The 17,068-nt window shown below is 37.3% G+C and carries 18 protein-coding genes; 1 reads left to right on the plus strand and 17 read right to left on the minus strand.

The features are described from left to right. Positions 1 to 37: 37 nt before the first annotated feature. From glp to fur, 8 genes are all read right to left on the minus strand, one after another. Complete coding sequence (gene glp, locus TYM08_RS12235; protein ID WP_422379430.1) at positions 38 to 1,306, minus strand: gephyrin-like molybdotransferase Glp; 1,269 nt, start codon at positions 1,304 to 1,306, stop codon at positions 38 to 40. A 13-nt stretch (positions 1,307 to 1,319) separates the two neighbouring features. Further along, positions 1,320 to 1,955: a two-component system response regulator NarL gene (narL, locus tag TYM08_RS12240; protein WP_422379431.1), complete on the minus strand. Its 636-nt coding sequence runs from the start codon at positions 1,953 to 1,955 to the stop codon at positions 1,320 to 1,322. Continuing rightward, complete coding sequence (locus TYM08_RS12245; RefSeq protein ID WP_422379432.1) at positions 1,948 to 3,327, minus strand: histidine kinase; 1,380 nt, start codon at positions 3,325 to 3,327, stop codon at positions 1,948 to 1,950. Before TYM08_RS12245 ends, narL begins: the two co-directional genes overlap by 8 nt. A gap of 1 nt (position 3,328) precedes the next feature. Next, entirely contained in the window at positions 3,329 to 3,610 is a 282-nt protein-coding gene (locus TYM08_RS12250; RefSeq protein WP_422379433.1) for a peptidylprolyl isomerase, read from the minus strand. Then, a complete protein-coding gene (gene dbpA / locus TYM08_RS12255) occupies positions 3,610 to 4,983 on the minus strand; it encodes an ATP-dependent RNA helicase DbpA (RefSeq protein WP_422379434.1) in 1,374 nt (457 codons plus the stop codon). Before dbpA ends, TYM08_RS12250 begins: the two co-directional genes overlap by 1 nt. 67 nt (positions 4,984 to 5,050) lie before the next feature. Beyond that, the gene (locus TYM08_RS12260) at positions 5,051 to 6,031 is read right to left on the minus strand and encodes an IS1595 family transposase (RefSeq protein ID WP_422379435.1); all 981 of its coding nucleotides are present in this window, start codon (positions 6,029 to 6,031) and stop codon (positions 5,051 to 5,053) included. A gap of 161 nt (positions 6,032 to 6,192) precedes the next feature. Continuing rightward, positions 6,193 to 6,672, minus strand: a complete 480-nt coding sequence (locus TYM08_RS12265) for a TlpA family protein disulfide reductase (RefSeq protein ID WP_422379436.1) — start codon at positions 6,670 to 6,672, stop codon at positions 6,193 to 6,195. Between the two features lie 121 nt (positions 6,673 to 6,793). Next, a complete protein-coding gene (gene fur, locus TYM08_RS12270) occupies positions 6,794 to 7,201 on the minus strand; it encodes a ferric iron uptake transcriptional regulator (RefSeq protein ID WP_422379437.1) in 408 nt (135 codons plus the stop codon). 102 nt (positions 7,202 to 7,303) lie between these two features. On the opposite strand from fur, the gene TYM08_RS12275 reads away from it, so the two are divergent. Then, positions 7,304 to 7,630 carry an outer membrane protein assembly factor BamE gene (locus tag TYM08_RS12275; RefSeq protein WP_422379438.1) on the plus strand — a complete coding sequence of 109 codons (327 nt, stop codon included), beginning with the start codon at positions 7,304 to 7,306 and terminating at the stop codon, positions 7,628 to 7,630. 255 nt (positions 7,631 to 7,885) lie between these two features. Here TYM08_RS12275 and sthA read toward each other — a convergent pair whose 3' ends face one another. The 9 genes from sthA to TYM08_RS12320 form a co-directional block, all read right to left on the minus strand. Next, positions 7,886 to 9,283, minus strand: coding sequence for a Si-specific NAD(P)(+) transhydrogenase (gene sthA, locus TYM08_RS12280; RefSeq protein WP_422379439.1), 1,398 nt, complete (start codon positions 9,281 to 9,283; stop codon positions 7,886 to 7,888). A gap of 61 nt (positions 9,284 to 9,344) precedes the next feature. Continuing rightward, a complete protein-coding gene (gene nqrM, locus TYM08_RS12285) occupies positions 9,345 to 9,605 on the minus strand; it encodes a (Na+)-NQR maturation NqrM (RefSeq protein WP_422379440.1) in 261 nt (86 codons plus the stop codon). A 16-nt stretch (positions 9,606 to 9,621) separates the two neighbouring features. After that, the gene (locus TYM08_RS12290) at positions 9,622 to 10,647 is read right to left on the minus strand and encodes an FAD:protein FMN transferase (protein ID WP_422379441.1); all 1,026 of its coding nucleotides are present in this window, start codon (positions 10,645 to 10,647) and stop codon (positions 9,622 to 9,624) included. 67 nt (positions 10,648 to 10,714) lie between these two features. After that, positions 10,715 to 11,938 (minus strand): NADH:ubiquinone reductase (Na(+)-transporting) subunit F, encoded by a 1,224-nt coding sequence (nqrF, locus tag TYM08_RS12295; protein WP_422379442.1) that lies wholly within the window; start codon positions 11,936 to 11,938, stop codon positions 10,715 to 10,717. Between the two features lie 10 nt (positions 11,939 to 11,948). Then, positions 11,949 to 12,563: an NADH:ubiquinone reductase (Na(+)-transporting) subunit E gene (nqrE, locus tag TYM08_RS12300; RefSeq protein ID WP_422379443.1), complete on the minus strand. Its 615-nt coding sequence runs from the start codon at positions 12,561 to 12,563 to the stop codon at positions 11,949 to 11,951. Continuing rightward, positions 12,563 to 13,204 carry an NADH:ubiquinone reductase (Na(+)-transporting) subunit D gene (locus TYM08_RS12305; RefSeq protein ID WP_422379444.1) on the minus strand — a complete coding sequence of 214 codons (642 nt, stop codon included), beginning with the start codon at positions 13,202 to 13,204 and terminating at the stop codon, positions 12,563 to 12,565. Before TYM08_RS12305 ends, nqrE begins: the two co-directional genes overlap by 1 nt. 2 nt (positions 13,205 to 13,206) lie before the next feature. Next, entirely contained in the window at positions 13,207 to 14,001 is a 795-nt protein-coding gene (locus TYM08_RS12310; RefSeq protein WP_422379445.1) for a Na(+)-translocating NADH-quinone reductase subunit C, read from the minus strand. Beyond that, the gene (locus TYM08_RS12315; protein ID WP_422382835.1) at positions 13,994 to 15,211 is read right to left on the minus strand and encodes an NADH:ubiquinone reductase (Na(+)-transporting) subunit B; all 1,218 of its coding nucleotides are present in this window, start codon (positions 15,209 to 15,211) and stop codon (positions 13,994 to 13,996) included. Before TYM08_RS12315 ends, TYM08_RS12310 begins: the two co-directional genes overlap by 8 nt. Continuing rightward, positions 15,211 to 16,548 (minus strand): Na(+)-translocating NADH-quinone reductase subunit A, encoded by a 1,338-nt coding sequence (locus tag TYM08_RS12320; RefSeq protein WP_422379446.1) that lies wholly within the window; start codon positions 16,546 to 16,548, stop codon positions 15,211 to 15,213. The genes TYM08_RS12315 and TYM08_RS12320 overlap by 1 nt, the downstream gene beginning before the upstream one ends. Between the last annotated feature and the right edge of the window lie 520 nt (positions 16,549 to 17,068).

Consider the following 17,068-nt stretch of genomic DNA (forward strand, 5'->3'; position numbering starts at 1 on the left):
TTGCAATAAAAATTGAAATATTATTTTATATTCGTTATTACAAATACGCATCAAACCACTGTATATTCACGTTTGACCCAATTTCAACATCCGATTGCACTTTGTCTAATATCACAAAACAATTTGCCTGGCTTAACCCAAACATTAAACCTGAGCCTTGTTGGGAGATAAGCCTTACTTTAAGCACACCATCTTCACTATATGCAAAACCACGCTGGTAATCTTTACGACCAGGGCGTTTTTTTATTTTACTTTGGGTGACGGCAGTTTGTATGATACTGCTTTCTTTTTCGTTTTGAGCCTGTCTTAAAATTGGCAGTACCAATTGATGCATGGTGACCGTTGCTGACACTGGGTTTCCTGGTAAGGCAAATATCCAAGTAGGCGTAGCATTTGGTTTAACCTCTAATTTTCCAAATGTAAAAGGTTTACCTGGCTTGATTGCTAATTTCCAAAAATGCATCACGGCTATTTCATCTAATACTTTTCTTGTAAAATCAGCCTGTCCAACACTCACTCCACCAGAGGTAATAATGACGTCCGCTTGTTCAGTAGCTTTTAAAAATGTGCGTTTAATTGAGTTTTCATCATCTGAAATATGCCCATAATTTATAACCGTTGCACCAAAACTTTCTAGCATTGAAACCAATACGTAACTATTGCTTTCAAAGATTTGTCCATTTGATAAATCTGTTATCTCATTGGTATTAACGTCTAATAATTCATCCCCGGTTGAAAATAACGCAACAACAATAGGGCTAAATACTTCTACTTTTGATAAACCAATACTTGCAAGCACTGCTAAATCGCAACTTTTCAAACGATGCCCTATTTGGAATAACACATCATCTTTGCGAATATCTTCACCTTTATTGCGAATATTTTGCAATTTTTCACATTGGGTATGGACTGTGACTATTCCCCCAGCAAAGGAGGTATTTTCCTGCATACACACACAATTCGCACCCTCAGGGATTTTTGCGCCAGTCATAATTTTTACACATTGATTCGGCTGCAATGGCTCTCCTAAATATGGATGACCAGCAAGAGATTGCCCCACTAACTCAAATTTTTGACCGCGACTTGTATTAATATTTGCATTGATATAAAACGCAAATCCATCCATGGCTGAATTATCAAAAATCGGGACATGTATAGGTGAAGCAATAACCTTAGACAACACTCGATTTCTAGCTTGTCTAATATGAACGAATTCTGTTTTTAATTTAATTCGCACAAACTCTTGCATATTTTGTAATGCATCTTCTACATCAAGCAACCCAGTTTGAGTATCGCAACTGATCATAGCAAACCCAACTTTATTGACCTAAAAACCAAACTGCCGCTTCAACTCTTGAGCGTAGTTCAAGTTTTTTCAGTAAATGTTTAACATGCACTTTTACTGTGCCGTCAGAAATATCCAACTCTCTTGCAATTAATTTATTAGGCAAACCCTTTGCGATTAATTCTAATATTTCTTTTTCTCGATTAGTCAAAGTTGAGAGTTTATTTTCTGTTTTATGCAGGGGCGCTTTTAAAGCAGTTGCTAAAATTTGAGTTAAACGATCATTGATCACCATTTTACCCATTGTCGCTTCTTTAATTTTTTCTAATAAATCTTCAGGATCGGTATCTTTTAGTAAATATCCATCTGCACCTGCTTGTACCGCTCGAACTACATCATCATCATTATCTGAAACAGTTAACATGACAACACGGGATTGAACGCCTTTTTCACGTAAAATTTTTAAAGTTTCAATGCCATCCATATTTTGCATATTGAGATCTAATATAATTAAATCTGGCTCAAGTTCTAATGCTAATTTAATACCATCAGCACCATTTGATGCCTCTGCAATGATTTCAATCTCTTCTTCAAACTCAACAAGCTGCTTTAAACCTTTGCGTAATAATGGATGATCATCGATAGTTATGATTGTGGATTTTTCACTCATGATGAATTATTTCCTGTAGATTAATTTTTTGTGTTGTTTTTAACTCAGTTGGTTCAAATGAAAATTTAACCACTGTACCTTTAGATTCTCTGCGCTTAATAATGAGTTCACCATTTAAGTTTCGACTGCGTTCTTTCATAATAGCCAGACCGTAATGATTTAGTTTTTCTGGATCATCACTTATCCCTACTCCATCATCTTTGACTGTCAAAAATATTTTATCAGGCAACTCACAATATAAATCAATATTTATATTTTGCCCGTTTGAGTGATAACAGGCATTTTGAGCCGCCTCTCTTGCCAATTGTACTAAATGAATTTCTTCATGTGGCGTTAAGGGAATATGTTCAATTTTAAAATTTAATTCAACATTAATATCTACTTTTGCCTGCAAGTGTTTCACTGTTTCTTCAAGCGCCGCTTTGATTCCATTATGCTCAATCTTCAAACGAAAAGTTGATAATAATTCTCGCAATTGACGATACGCATTGGACAACCCTTCTTTTATTTCATCGATAATTTCTTGTTTAGCTTGATCATTTACTTTTGCTTGTTGGGCTCTGTTTAAACGAGTAGCTTGAATATTTAGATAGGATAAAGATTGTGCTAATGAATCATGCAATTCTCTTGCAATTACCGCCCGCTCTGTCATTAAGGCAAGCACACGATTGGAATCTCGTTTTTCATTTAATGTAATTGAAGTTGTAAATAGCTCTGCAACCGAAAACAAAAGTTGATTCTGCCAAGGCTTTAAAGGTTGGTTTTGTTTGTGAGTGCAAGTTAACACACCAAAGTTTTCTTGGGAGTCTTGCAGTGGATATTGAGTTTTAACCAGGGCTTCTTTTTCAAAATGTTGATGTCCCGCTTTTATGCAACCATCACAATCTAATGTAGCACATTGTTTTGAATCAATATATTCTCCAACTTGCACATGTTCATAAGCCTGAGAACCTTCTGACTTCAACAGACATATTTCCATGGCTTGTACATTTAGGGTTTTGGTTAGATCTTGTAGTATTGTTTGATAATCCACAACCGATGATTGTTGGACACTGATCATTTTGGCAATTTTATATAATAGATTTAAAGAAAGATTGCTCTGCTCTAATTGACCTGCTTTTTTAGATAATTCATTTTTTATTTCATTATGTTGAAATTGCTTTTTATTTTCTGCAATTAATTTTTTTATGGCACTTACACTTAGCCCAAATAAAATTAACTCAACAATGTAAATACTCACCAAAATGATTTGATTTACGTCTAAAACAATACTTAATCCTTGAATAACAATTAACGTTGTAACACTTAAAACTAATACCCAGAGTCTTTTGGCTAACGTATATTTTTTTAAGTGTTCAACTATTTTTCTCATATCATCCTCTATATAAAACCTGAAGAATATGAAATCCAAACTGGGTTTTTAAAGGGCCTTGAAGTTCCAATTCTTTCCCTTTAAATACCGCTTTATCAAAAGGCTTCACCATTTGGCCTTGACGTACTTCACCTAAATCACCACCCGTTTTTTTACCACTAGGACACAGTGAATGTTTTTTAGCAAGTTTAGCAAAATCGCTTCCAAGCTTTATTTGTTTTTTTAACTGCTCAGCTTCTTGAGCGGTTTTCACCAAAATATGTCTAACTCCTGCCACAGCCATTAATCTACTAACCTCATTTTTATTGATCGATTTTTTATTTTTGTACGACTTAATTTCCCGACGGCATGATTCGCAATTTTCCGATTAATTGCAACATAGGTGACAACGGGTAATACATTAATATCACCAATATCTTGAGAATTCACACCCGCACCTTGAGTTAATGCTCCCACAATATCACCAGGGCGTATTTTATCTTTTTTGCCAGAGGCAAGCATGATGGTTTGAAATTCAGGAAGTGGCAGTTTGTTTTGCTGTTTTTCTGTGATGGTTTTAATTCGTATTGATTGACTAATTAATTCTTCGTAATTACTAATTAGATTTTTTTGACGCGATGTTATAAAAGTAATTGCCTGTCCTTTACTTTTGTTTCGACCGGTACGACCAACACGATGTACGAACACATCGATTTGTTTGGGTAAATCAACATTGATCACACATGGCATATTGGCAATATCCAAACCACGTGCAGCAACATCAGTTGCCACTACTGCTGTAATCGATTGATTAGAAAATAACGTTAACGTTTGATCGCGTTCTTTTTGCTCCATATCACCATGTAATGCTCTCGTTACAATACCATGATCATTTAAATAATCGCTAATCTCTTGGCAATAGGCTTTTGTATTGCAAAACAACATCACTTGTTTAGGTAAAAATTGCTGCAAGACGCTAAAAAGTGCTTCAGGTTTATCACTATGCTCAACTTCAAAAAAATGATGCGTGATGTCTTCAGGCGTATCTTCTTGTGTGCCTTTTATCCAAACTGGATCAATCATCATTGTTTGTGCGATTTTTTCTATTTCCGCATTGAAGGTCGCAGAAAACAATAATGACTGTCTATCTGGTTTACATTCATTAAGAATCATTTCGACATCTTCATGAAATCCCATTTCGAGCATTCTGTCCGCTTCATCTAACACACTTACTTTTACTTCAGATAAATCTAACTTTCCTTTTTGGATTAAATCTTTCACGCGCCCAGGAGTACCAACAATAATGTGACCGCCCTTTTCTAATGATGCGAATTGAGGACCAAGTGGCATACCACCACTTAATGTTATAATTTTTATATTTTGTTGATAGCGTGCTAGCTTTCGAAGTGCATTGGCGACTTGACCCGCAAGCTCTCTAGTTGGGCATAATACCAAAGCCTGTGGAGCAAAAAATTTAACATGTAGGCAATCAATTAAACGCAATCCAAAAGCTACGGTTTTCCCGCTGCCTGTTTTAGCTTGACCAATGACATCCTTTCCGGACAATACATCAGGAAGGCTTGCTTGTTGAATATCCGTCATATCAAAATAACCTAATTCAGTTAGGTTATCTTGTTGGGCTGCTGGAAGGGGTAATTGCTTAAAAGAATGAGACATAATTAAAATTCAGATTAAAAACAGCATTATACCAGCTATTTGGATAAGGAACCTACCCTAAGCATGGCTATGTTTTAAACTTGTGTTGCTGCACATGTAACAACTTGTATTCAAACAGTTTTTCAGCGTCGCTTTTAAGATCACTGGAAAACACCTGATATTTATGCCAGTCCAGCATTCTAAACCATCCCAAATATTTCGCTAAATACTTACTCGCCACACCATGCATGCTCAAATACCAACGTTTTAACTGGCTATGATACTGATTAATATTTTGAATATGATACAAACTTTGTGAAGTGGATTGGTTTAAAACTACCACATGATGTAGATGATGTTCTTTGCAAATTTCATTATATGCAGGCTGTCCGTCGGTGCATAAAATTGATTCATCGGCAATTTTACTACCCAAACAATTATTGATTTCTGCGCCATTTACTTGAGCTAAAACCTGATCAAATTCATGATGATTTCGATCTTTTGCAACCAAAACCGACACCCAATCTGTTTGATTAATACCTTGTTTCGATACTTTTGTTCCACGCTTTCTAGCAGGACGATTTAAGTTTCTCTCACCTTTTTTAGATTCTCTAAAATACGTTTCGTCCGCCTCCACAATGCCTTCTAACCTAGACTCGTAGGTGTTTTGTGTCGCGTTCATAAACCGATGCCGCCAATTGAAAGACGTGGTGACACAAATGCCCAAATCTTTTGCACAGCATCGAATGCTATCAAGCTCTAGCATGTGCTCGAGATATTTTTGCCAAAGCTCAGGCTTGTGCTGATAAAAATACGCACTGCCTCGTGTACACACAAAACTCTTGCGACATTCGTTGCAAAAAAAGCGCTGCCTGGCGTGACTGAAACCGTACTTTCGCAAGCGATCGCTTTGACAATGAATGCATTTTGAATGGAGGATAATTTCTTTAGAAAGCCTTGTAAGAATGGGATTGTCTTGGGCATCTAAAGCGGTTGTAAGAGTTAGTTTTTGCACGGGGTCAAGTTTATTGACTTGCTTAAGTATCTGCTGGAAATGTTGTGGATTCATAGTGCTAGATTAATATTAGGATGGTCTTTACAGCGTAGAAACTTTTAGAAAGATTTCAAGCTGCCACAACAATTTAAAACATAGCCTTATGATTGTATTTTCTCAAACATGCACCCACAAAAAAGGCCGTGAAAACACAGCCATTGATAGTTTTTACACGCTTACAATAACGCTTCTAATTTTTCTTTTAATTCTTCATAAACTGGAACACTTTGCTCAATGTGCACAATATTCCCTTTTCGATCAATGATATAACCAATTGGATACCCTCTTGGCTCATATGTTTTTACTGCTTCTTTTTTAGTATCACGAACGACTAAAAAGTCAGCAGGATTTTTTTTCAAAAACCGTTTGGCAGCTTTCTCACTTGCGTCGGTGTTAACGCTAATAAAAATAACGCCTTCATTTTTTAATTCGTTGTAGACTTTATTATAAATAGGAAACGATTTAGCACATGATACACACCAAGATGCCCAAAATTCTAAAAAAACAACCCGACCTTCTAACCGAGATAAATCAACGCGTTTTTTTGACCCCATTACTTTTACTTGAGGTAAAAAAGCTTTATCGCCAACTGTTAAAAATGCATGGGTTTGACTCGCCCAAAATAACGCAATTGTGATAAATAATACTTTACGCATCATTAGCTCCAGATTGTTGAACAGCCATAAATAAAATCTAACATTATCCTAACAATTTAAACCTTCCATTTTAGGAAGGCAAATTAAATTACTCAAAAAGTTAACCACCTATCAATTGTGACTATTTTTTTAAAGGTTTAACGTAAAGCACTAGATTATGGTCGGTTATCTCATACCCATTTTGTTTGGCAATTTCATGTTGGCGCTTTTCTATTTGCTCGTCATAAAATTCAATCACTTTACCTGATTCAACACAAACCATATGATCATGATGCTCGTCAGTAGCCATTTCAAATACCGCATGCCCACCATCAAAGTTATGCCTTACAACTAACTCGGCGGTTTCAAATTGAGTTAGAACTCTATACACCGTTGCCAGTCCAACATCATCACCTGACTCTAATAGTCGCTTATACACATCTTCAGCACTTAAGTGACCATCACATTCAGCTAGAATTTCTAATATTTTTAATCGGGGGAAGGTAACTTTTAATCCTGCTTTTTTTAAATCTAAATTGCTATCTTTCATTTTTTTTCCAGTGTTCAAGTATATCGAATATGCTAATATCGACAATATAACACTGTTTTAGGGGTTTATAAAAGATGAACCCACCAACACATTTGAGGTTTTATGAAATCTACACACATTCTTTTAGTTTCATGTTTATTATTTGTTAGTTTTGGATTACTTTCTACAAGCTGTTCTTCACTTCGCCCTTATCAACCAACACAGTATCAAGGCAGTGAAATTGATCAAGAAAAGATCAATCAAATTCAAATAGGATTTACTAAAAGCCAAATCGTCTATTTAATTGGCCAACCAGCATTAACCAACACATTATCACCAAATATTTGGCAATATGTGTACACAAAAAAAACCCAAGAAAAATTACAAATTAAACAAAATTTAGTGATAACGTTTGATGAAAACGGGCAAGTTGAAAAAATAGAGCAATAAAAATCATCTCTATTCAGCACAATCCGTAATTATTCAAATTGAGTTCGACAATGAGCTTCTGCATTGCTCTATTAAGCTACTTTCATTTAGCGACCAATTTTGCATCGAACAAAACTGAAAATTTGAGACTGCGTAATAAAATGATCATTATTTTACGCAGATTTGTACAGTTTTTTAGGGGGAACTGGATCGTTCTAAAAATTAAGCCTCCTTGCTTAAAGTTAATACGAAGTGAAATCCACTTCGTTTTTTTGATTAATCTCCAGCTAACCGATTAAGGCCATTTATAGCTGCCACTCGATATGCCTCTGCCATAGTTGGGTAATTAAAAGTATGAGATAAGAAATACTTAATACTATTCGCCTCACCATCTTGCGCCATAATAGCCTGACCAATATGCAAAATTTCTGCTGCTTGATCACCAAAACAATGAATACCTAATAATTCCATAGTTTGACTATGGAATAACAATTTCAAAACACCAACCGTTTCCCCTGTAATTTGCGCACGACCTGTATCTTTAAAATAAGCTTTACCAATTTCATAAGGGATTTTTGCTTTGGTTAATTCTGTTTCAGTCATGCCAATGGAAGAGATTTCAGGAATAGTATAAATACCCGTTGGCACTTGATTGACTTGATACTCTTCTTCGCCACAAAAACGTGCAACACTAGATCGACCTTGGTCGTAAGCAGCAGAGGCTAATGAAGGCCAGCCAATTACATCACCTGCAGCACTGATACCCTCTACTGAGGTTTGATAATTGTCATCGACTTCAATTTGACCACGACTATTGACTTTAATATCCAGTTTTTCCAAACCTAATTTAGCTGTATTACCAGATCGACCATTGGCCCACATAAACACATCAGCGGTAATGGTTTTACCCGATGTTAAGGTAACTTTTACATTGTCGTCACTCGCTTGGCAGCTTTCAAAATTTTCATCGTGGCGAATTAATACGCCATGACCACGAAGGTGATAACTTAATGCGTCGGAAATTTCATCATCCATAAAGGCAAGCAAACTAGAAGTTGGATTAACCAAATCAACCTTACAACCTAACCCACTAAATATAGATGCGTATTCGCAACCAATTACACCCGCTCCAAAAATAATGATTCGTTTTGGAGTGAGTTTTAAATTTAAAATGGTGTCCGAGTCAAATACACGTGAATGTGTAAAGTCGATGCCTGCTGGGCGATACGGACTTGATCCTGTTGCAATTACAATATGATCGGCTTTAATCACGTTGTTATGGTGCTCACCACCACTAATCACTAACTTATTCTTATCTTGAAATCTAGCCGTCCCTTTGATGACATCCACTCGATTTCTGCCATAAAAACGATTTCTCATTTCTACTTGTTTTGTGATGACTTTATTTGCCGATTGCAAAGCCTGCTCAAAAGTTAACCAAATAGGCTTACTTATTTCACGAAACATAGGGTTATTATTAAATTGAAGCACTTGATGAACAGCATGTCGTAACGCCTTTGAAGGAATGGTTCCTTTATGGGTACAACCTCCTCCCACTTCATCTCTATTTTCGATGATCACGACCGACTTACCGTGTTTAGCAACATTCATAGCTGCGCTTTCACCCGCTGGCCCACTACCAATAACAGCAACATCATAATTAATTTGTGTCATTCTCTACCCTTTATATTTGTGACTTAATCGACATTCTAACCATGTCACATAAAAATAACAGTTATTTTTGTTTTGGTTGACTCGCATCTACCGCTAAATCTGTATTTAAATCTGCATTTGCAACATCATCATTTTGCTCTTCGCATTTTGAAACATCGCCACCACAAATATCACAACTATAGTCAGGCTCGCCCAAGGCTTTACCCACACCACCACAACTTCCAGCAATAGGCTTGCGCCCCATCATCACACCCACAGCCATTAATGCGACAAAACCAAAAAACACCAAAAAAACTGCGGCAAACATACCAATAGAACTCATAACTTACTCCCAGATTTTACTGCATTTCTGCAAAATATTGTTGATAAGCGCTTGATTCAAATTGATCAAACCCTTGTTTTGTTTTCACTATAAAATAAGCAGAAATATTATGCTCATTGGCAAACTTCAACCCATCCTCTCCACCCATCACCATAAGCGCGGTCGCCATCGCATCCGCAGTTGCACAATCCTCGCTCAGCACTGTAACTGAAGCTAAATGATGATTAATTGGGTAACCTGTTTTTGGGTCAATTGTATGGGAATATCTCACTCCATCCAATTCAAAGAAGTTTCTATAATCCCCAGATGTAGCCATGCTGATATCAGTTAAAGACAGCGTCGTTTGAATCTGTTGATTTAAATCAGACTGGGGAATTTCAATGGCTATTCGCCACTTATTACCGTTTGGTTTAACCCCTTTTAAGCGAATTTCTCCGCCCACCTCAATCATGTAACTATTGATATTTTTTGATTCAAGATAATGCGCGATTTCATCAACCGCATAGCCCTTGGCAATAGCCGACAAATCCACACGTCGATATTGTTTTTTAGTTGCACTTAAGCTTTTTTCATCTAAAACAATGGAGTCATACCCTATCAAATTAAAACTTTGCATAATTTGCATTGGATCAGGAATTTGCTCAGGCTTTGCTTTTGGGCCAAACCCCCATAAATCAACCAAAGGCCCAACGGTGATATCAAAAGCACCTTGAGTTTGCTCGCTTATTTTTTGACTTAAAGCCAACACATCGAAGGTTTTTTGATCTAATTTAAACGCTTCATTCAAAGGCGAATCGTTAAATTGATTAATTTGTGAATCGGATTCGTATGTCGACATTAATTCTACGACTGAATCGAGCTGTGCATCAATACCACTTTGTATGGATTGTTGCGAAGAAGGGGTGGTTACAACTAATACTCGATAAGACACCTGCCCCATCGTTTTGCCTTGAAGGCTAATCACTTGTTCTTTTTTAGACTGACACGAAAATGCAATCAAACTGATAACTAACAGTGATACAACACGTCTAATACCGTTCATTTTATTCACTTTTTAAACCAAAAAAAGGCGGGACAAGCCTACCTTATTTATTTACAACTAATTGTAACTAGCCACCGAAATCATCTAATAAGATGTTTTCAGGCTCAACACCTAATTCAAGCAACATATTAACAACCGCTTGATTCATCATTGGAGGACCACACATGTAGAACTCACAATCTTCTGGTGCTTCATGATCTTTTAAATATTGCTCAAAAAGAACATTATGAATAAAACCAGTTAAGCCATCCCAGTTATCTTCAGCTTGCGGATCCGATAATGCTAAGTGCCAATCGAAGTTTTCGTTTTCAGCCGCTAACATGTCGTATTCTTCGTTGTAGAAACACTCACGAAGTGAACGAGCACCATACCAGAAGCTCATTTTACGCTTAGATTTTAAACGTTTAAGCTGATCAAAGATATGAGAACGCATTGGCGCCATACCTGCACCACCACCGATAAAGACCATTTCAGCATCAGTATCTTTAGCGAAGAATTCACCAAATGGACCGTATACATCAATTTTATCACCTGGCTTAAGGTTAAATACGTATGAAGACATAATTCCAGGTGGAATCCCTTTAGAGCCTGGAGGCGGAGAAGCAATACGAATATTGAATTTCACAATACCCACTTCTTCAGGATAGTTCGCCATTGAGTATGCACGGATTGTAGGTTCAGACACTACTGATACGTTATCCCAAATTTTGAATTTATCCCAATCAGGATGGTATTCTTTTTCGATGTCAAAATCTTTGTAGTCAACCGTATGAGCTGGACATTCTAATTGAACGTAACCACCTGCACGGAAATCAACATTTTCGCCTTGAGGCAATTTTAATGTTAATTCTTTAATGAACGTTGCAACATTTGGATTTGACTCAACGGTACATTCCCATTTTTTAACACCAAAGAATTCAGGTTCAACTTCAATTGCCATGTTCTGTTTAACAGGAACCTGACAAGCCAAACGCCAACCTTCTTTTAACTCACCTTTTGTAAATGCAGATGCTTCAGTGGGTAACGCTTCGCCACCACCTGAAAATACTTTACATTTACACTGTGCGCATGAACCACCACCACCACAAGCAGAAGACAAGAAAATCTTGTTTGCTGAAAGTGTTTGTAATAATTTTCCGCCCGCTTCAACCGTTAAGGTCTTGTCGCTTTCTTCATTAATTTCAATTTGTACATCACCAGAATTTACCAACTTTGAACGTGCAGCTAAAATAACCACAACCAAAGCCAATACGATGACGATAAATAGAACTACACCTAAAATAATTTCCATTGTTCGCCCCTTACAGTGAGATACCAGAGAATGACATGAAGCCTAAGCTCATTAAACCAACAGATACAAAAGTAATACCTAACCCTTGTAAACCCTTTGGAATGTCACTGTATTTTAATTTTTCACGAACGCCTGCTAGACAAGCAATTGCTAATGCCCAACCCACGCCAGCGCCAATACCATAAACCACTGATTCACCGAACGTGTAATCACGTTCAACCATGAATAACGATGCACCTAAGATTGCACAGTTAACCGTGATTAAAGGCAAGAACACACCTAATGCGTTATATAACGCAGGCATATACTTATCTAAAACCATTTCCATGATTTGAACCACAGCAGCAATCACACCGATATAAGCTAAATAACCTAAGAAACCTAGATCAACTTCAGCTAAATCTTCGCTTGCCCAGCTTAATGCGCCTTCACTTAATACGAACGTGTAAAGCAAGTTATTTAACGGAACAGTAACCGCTTGAACCACAATTACCGCGATACCTAAACCAATTGCTGCATCGATTTTTTTAGATAATGCGATAAACGTACACATACCCAAGAAGAACGCCAATGCCATGTTTTCAATGAAAATGGCTTTTATAAATAAGCTAATATAATCAACCATTATTTAGCCTCCTTTGCTGTGTTAGACACAATGTTAAATTCATTTTTTTCAACTTGGTTTTTATCGTAAGTACGTAAAGCCCAAATTAAACCACCAATTATAAAGAAGGCTGAAGGTGGCAATAATAATAAACCGTTAGGAAGATACCAATCACCGCCTATATCAAACCCTAGTATTTTACCAGCACCCAATACTTCACGGATAATACCAACAAGAATCAATACAACCGAATAACCTAGACCATTACCGATACCATCTAAGAAACTCGCTTTAGGTCCATTTGCCATAGCAAAAGCTTCAGCACGACCCATAACGATACAGTTAGTAATAATCAATCCGACAAAAACCGAAAGCTGTTTGGACAAATCGAACATATAGGCTTTAAGTACCTGATCAACCAAAATTACCAAAGAAGCAATAATCGTCATCTGAACGATGATTCGAATACTTGAAGGAATAAAGTTACGAATACTTGAAATAAGCATACTTGAAAATGCGGTAACGACTGTTAAAGCAACACTCATTACCAATGCAACTTCTACAGAAGTGGTTACAGCAAGTGCCGAACAAATACCTAGAATCTGTAAACCAATAGGGTTATTGGTTAAAATCGGGCTGGTTAATAATTTTTTAGTCGACATAATTACGCCTCCCCATTTTTAAGATTGGTAATAAACTGAGCAAATCCGTCTTGGCCTAACCAAAACTTAACTAAGTTATCCACGCCACGAGTTGTCAAAGTTGCACCAGACAAACCATCAATGTCATGCATTTGATTTTGTGCTTGACCACCTTTAGCTACGTGAATTTTTAACTCACCAGATTCGTCAAAAATCTTTTTACCAGGCCACTGATCTTTAAACGCGTCACTATCTACTTCACCACCAAGACCCGGTGTTTCAGCATGCGCATAAAAACCAAAACCAATCACTGTATTTAAGTCATTTTCTAAAGCGATAAAGCCATATAATGTTGACCATAAACCATAACCATGGACAGGAAGAATGATTTTCTCAAAGTTGCCATTCGCATCATTCACAACATATACTTTTGCGATGTCAGCTTGGCGTTTGATTTGTGCGATATCGATTTTCTTATCAAGTTTATCGGCAGATTTAGCCGCCTTCTTTTGATCATACTTAGCGATTTCTTCATCAGTCATGTCAGTGATGTACTTACCAGTTTTCACATCCACTAATTTAACCACTACTTTTTCGTTGAATGTTTTTTCAACAAAAGCGGCAGGGACATTAGAAAGCGTGAACTCACCTAATAAATCAGCAGCTGCCAATACGTTTTTATTTTTATCTAATGCTTTATTCAGTACTTGCTGTGGCTTTAATACAACCGCTGCGGTAGAAACGATTACAGCACAGACCAAACAAACAACAAATGCAACGGTTAACGTATAACCGAAAGTTTCTTTATTTTTAGACACGGGCCAGTCTCCTTTTGATGTTAGATTGAACAACAAAATGGTCAATTAACGGAGCAAAGATGTTGGCGAATAAAATAGCTAACATCATGCCTTCTGGATATGCAGGATTAACCACACGAATTAAAATAACCATCGCGCCAATCAAAATACCAAATACGTATTTACCTTTATTTGTCATAGAAGCTGAAATAGGATCCGTTGCCATAAAGATGGTACCAAAAGCAAAGCCACCTAATACAACATGCCACATCCAAGGAAGCGCTAACATCTGGTTAACAGACTCAGGCTCAGCCAAAGAATTAAATAACGCAACCGTTAAGAATGATCCGATTAAAACACCACCCACAATTCTCCAAGACGCTATACCCATGACTAAAATCACAGCACCACCTAAAAGGATTGCAATCGTAGATGTTTCACCCATAGAACCTTGAACGAAACCTGCAAAAGCATCAAACCAAGAAAGACTACCTAACATATTTGTCGATGCGTCATACAAACCTTGGTTAGCCATACTCAATGGCGTCGCACCAGAGAAACCATCAACCGCAGTCCAAACCGTATCACCAGAAATTTGTGCAGGGTATGCAAAGAATAAGAAAGCACGACCGGTCAAAGCAGGGTTTAAGAAGTTCTTACCTGTTCCGCCGAAAATTTCTTTACCAACCACAATACCAAAGCTAATACCTAACGCGACTTGCCATAAAGGAATAGTCGGTGGGCAAATTAATGCAAACAATACAGAAGATACGAAGAAACCTTCGTTAACTTCGTGACCACGAACGGCTGCAAATAATACTTCCCAGAATCCACCCACAATAAATGTGACCGCATAAACAGGAGCAAAATAGATAGCACCGTACAGAATATTACTGACCAAGCCACCTAACTGAGGTGTATCACCAAAAAACATAGTAATGAAGTATGCATGCCAATCAGTTGGAAGCGTAGCGCCTGCTTCATAAGCAACACCCGCATTATGGCCAACTAACCACATACCAAAAAACATTGCAGGGAAAGTACATGCCCAAACAGTGATCATAATACGTTTTAAATCCACGCCATCACGTACGTGAGCGCTTGATTTTGTTACGCCTGGATCTTTATATAAACCCGTATCAACGGCCTCATATAATGCATACCATTTTTCCCATTTACCGCCTTGGTGAAAATGAGGTTCAATATTATCTAAAAACTTTCTGATCATGATTATCCCTCAGCCTCAATACGCGTTAATGTGTCACGAAGAATTTGGCCGTACTCGTATTTACCTGCGCAGGTATAAGTACATAATGCCAAATCGTCTTCATCTAATTCTAATGCGCCTAATTTTTCAGCCATTTCAACATCACCCACTGCAATAGCACGTAATAATTGAGTCGCTAAAATATCCAACGGCATCACTTTTTCAAAGTTACCCACTGGCATCATTGCACGCTCTGAACCATTACGCGAAGTAGTAAAGTTATACTTTTTACTTGGGAATAATTTAGAGATATAGATATTTAAAACAGAAACCACATCAAAACCTGGGCGCAAATAATGCAAGATAGTACGTTCACCACCTTCCAATAAAACGCTCACTTGTTGATGGTAACGACCTAAGAAATCAAATGCATTTGATGCAGTACGACCACCGAAAACAGAACCCGATACAGCACGGTTATTGCCTTCTTTGGTTTGACCTGAAAGCAATTCAGAGATACACGCACCAACTTGCGTACGAACCAAGCGAGGCTCATTCATTTGCGGCCCACTTAACGCAACAACACGCTCAGAATTGATTTGACCTGTTGTAAACAATTTAGCAATAGCGATAACGTCTTGGAAGTTAATTGACCAAACCACTTTTTCAGCGCTTGCGCCTTCTAAAAAGTGAATGTGCGTTCCAACGTTACCAGCAGGATGCACACCAGAGAAAGTCTCTAATTGCACACCAGGTGCCGCTTGAATTTGACTATCGGCATCCACACATAAATAAGTTTTGCCTGTCGTCAATTTAGCAACAATGCTTTGACCTAATAAGAACGCATCTTTATCTTCGCTGATGACTACTTGAGCATCTAGTGCACCAGGATTTGTATCCATCGCTGTAATGAAAACTGCTTTTGGTGTAGATGTAATAGCAGGCACTTTAGAATAAGGACGAGTACGCAATGCCGTCCATAAGCCACTATTAACTAAGTTATCAGTGATTTGCTGTGCCGTTAATGCAGAAATTGCATCTGGTGCATATTGAGCGAAAGTCTCTTGCTCATCACCTTGTTTTTCAATCACAACCGATTGAAAAGCACGTTTAGCCCCACGATTGATAGCCGTTACTGATCCAGAAGCCGGCGCGGTAAAAACCACCCCTTCATTCTTTTTATCAGCAAACAATACTTGACCTTTCTTGACCGTATCGCCGACTTTGACTTTCATACTTGGCTTCATGCCATGATAGTCAAATCCAACAACAGCAACGGTTTTCACCGGCTGCCCGTCAGAAATCTGCTGCAAAGGTGCACCAGCTAACGGTAGATCAAGGCCTTTTTTGATTTTAATCATAAAGATTGCCTATATTAAAGTTTAATTTTAAAAGTTTGAAAATGATTCGATAACACTCATAAACAAGCATCATCAAAAGAATATATTTGCAGCAGCAAAGCAATACCGCATGATTTTACTTCTGACCGAATATTCAATAAAAAAAGTCAAAGCAAATCCGCGCGACATTATAGGTCTCCAATTCGAATATATCTATAACGTAAATGAAAAATAATTTACAAAGTGACACAAACTGGTGCAAACCGCACTAAAACTACGCACAATCAGGACTACAGCATACAGCGTAGCCTATTTTTTAAGCAAAAATACACGTTTCAAAAAAATTCTTTTATAAAAATACTGATACCTAACAATGAATTAAATATACATTTCAAATATTGCCTATTTTTCAACCTAACAACCCATCTTTAACCACATAATAATCGCGAGCTTTGTAGCAAAAAGTGATATTTCACATAAACTAAAAAGAAACCACTTGATTTGTGAACTTTGGACGCTATCCTCTGTCCTACTTTCGATT

The sequence above is a fragment of the Marinicellulosiphila megalodicopiae genome, assembly GCF_045862395.1.
GTDB lineage: Bacteria > Pseudomonadota > Gammaproteobacteria > Pseudomonadales > Natronospirillaceae > Marinicellulosiphila > Marinicellulosiphila megalodicopiae.

Bases quoted from the DNA above. Each gene is read 5' to 3' on its own strand.
- glp (WP_422379430.1), bottom strand. From the start codon at position 1,306: ATGATCAGTTGCGATACTCAAACTGGGTTGCTTGATGTAGAAGATGCA.
- narL (WP_422379431.1), bottom strand. From the start codon at position 1,955: ATGAGTGAAAAATCCACAATCATAACTATCGATGATCATCCATTATTA.
- TYM08_RS12245 (WP_422379432.1), bottom strand. From the start codon at position 3,327: ATGAGAAAAATAGTTGAACACTTAAAAAAATATACGTTAGCCAAAAGA.
- TYM08_RS12250 (WP_422379433.1), bottom strand. From the start codon at position 3,610: ATGGCTGTGGCAGGAGTTAGACATATTTTGGTGAAAACCGCTCAAGAA.
- dbpA (WP_422379434.1), bottom strand. From the start codon at position 4,983: ATGTCTCATTCTTTTAAGCAATTACCCCTTCCAGCAGCCCAACAAGAT.
- TYM08_RS12260 (WP_422379435.1), bottom strand. From the start codon at position 6,031: ATGAATCCACAACATTTCCAGCAGATACTTAAGCAAGTCAATAAACTT.
- TYM08_RS12265 (WP_422379436.1), bottom strand. From the start codon at position 6,672: ATGCGTAAAGTATTATTTATCACAATTGCGTTATTTTGGGCGAGTCAA.
- fur (WP_422379437.1), bottom strand. From the start codon at position 7,201: ATGAAAGATAGCAATTTAGATTTAAAAAAAGCAGGATTAAAAGTTACC.
- TYM08_RS12275 (WP_422379438.1), top strand. From the start codon at position 7,304: ATGAAATCTACACACATTCTTTTAGTTTCATGTTTATTATTTGTTAGT.
- sthA (WP_422379439.1), bottom strand. From the start codon at position 9,283: ATGACACAAATTAATTATGATGTTGCTGTTATTGGTAGTGGGCCAGCG.
- nqrM (WP_422379440.1), bottom strand. From the start codon at position 9,605: ATGAGTTCTATTGGTATGTTTGCCGCAGTTTTTTTGGTGTTTTTTGGT.
- TYM08_RS12290 (WP_422379441.1), bottom strand. From the start codon at position 10,647: ATGAACGGTATTAGACGTGTTGTATCACTGTTAGTTATCAGTTTGATT.
- nqrF (WP_422379442.1), bottom strand. From the start codon at position 11,938: ATGGAAATTATTTTAGGTGTAGTTCTATTTATCGTCATCGTATTGGCT.
- nqrE (WP_422379443.1), bottom strand. From the start codon at position 12,563: ATGGTTGATTATATTAGCTTATTTATAAAAGCCATTTTCATTGAAAAC.
- TYM08_RS12305 (WP_422379444.1), bottom strand. From the start codon at position 13,204: ATGTCGACTAAAAAATTATTAACCAGCCCGATTTTAACCAATAACCCT.
- TYM08_RS12320 (WP_422379446.1), bottom strand. From the start codon at position 16,548: ATGATTAAAATCAAAAAAGGCCTTGATCTACCGTTAGCTGGTGCACCT.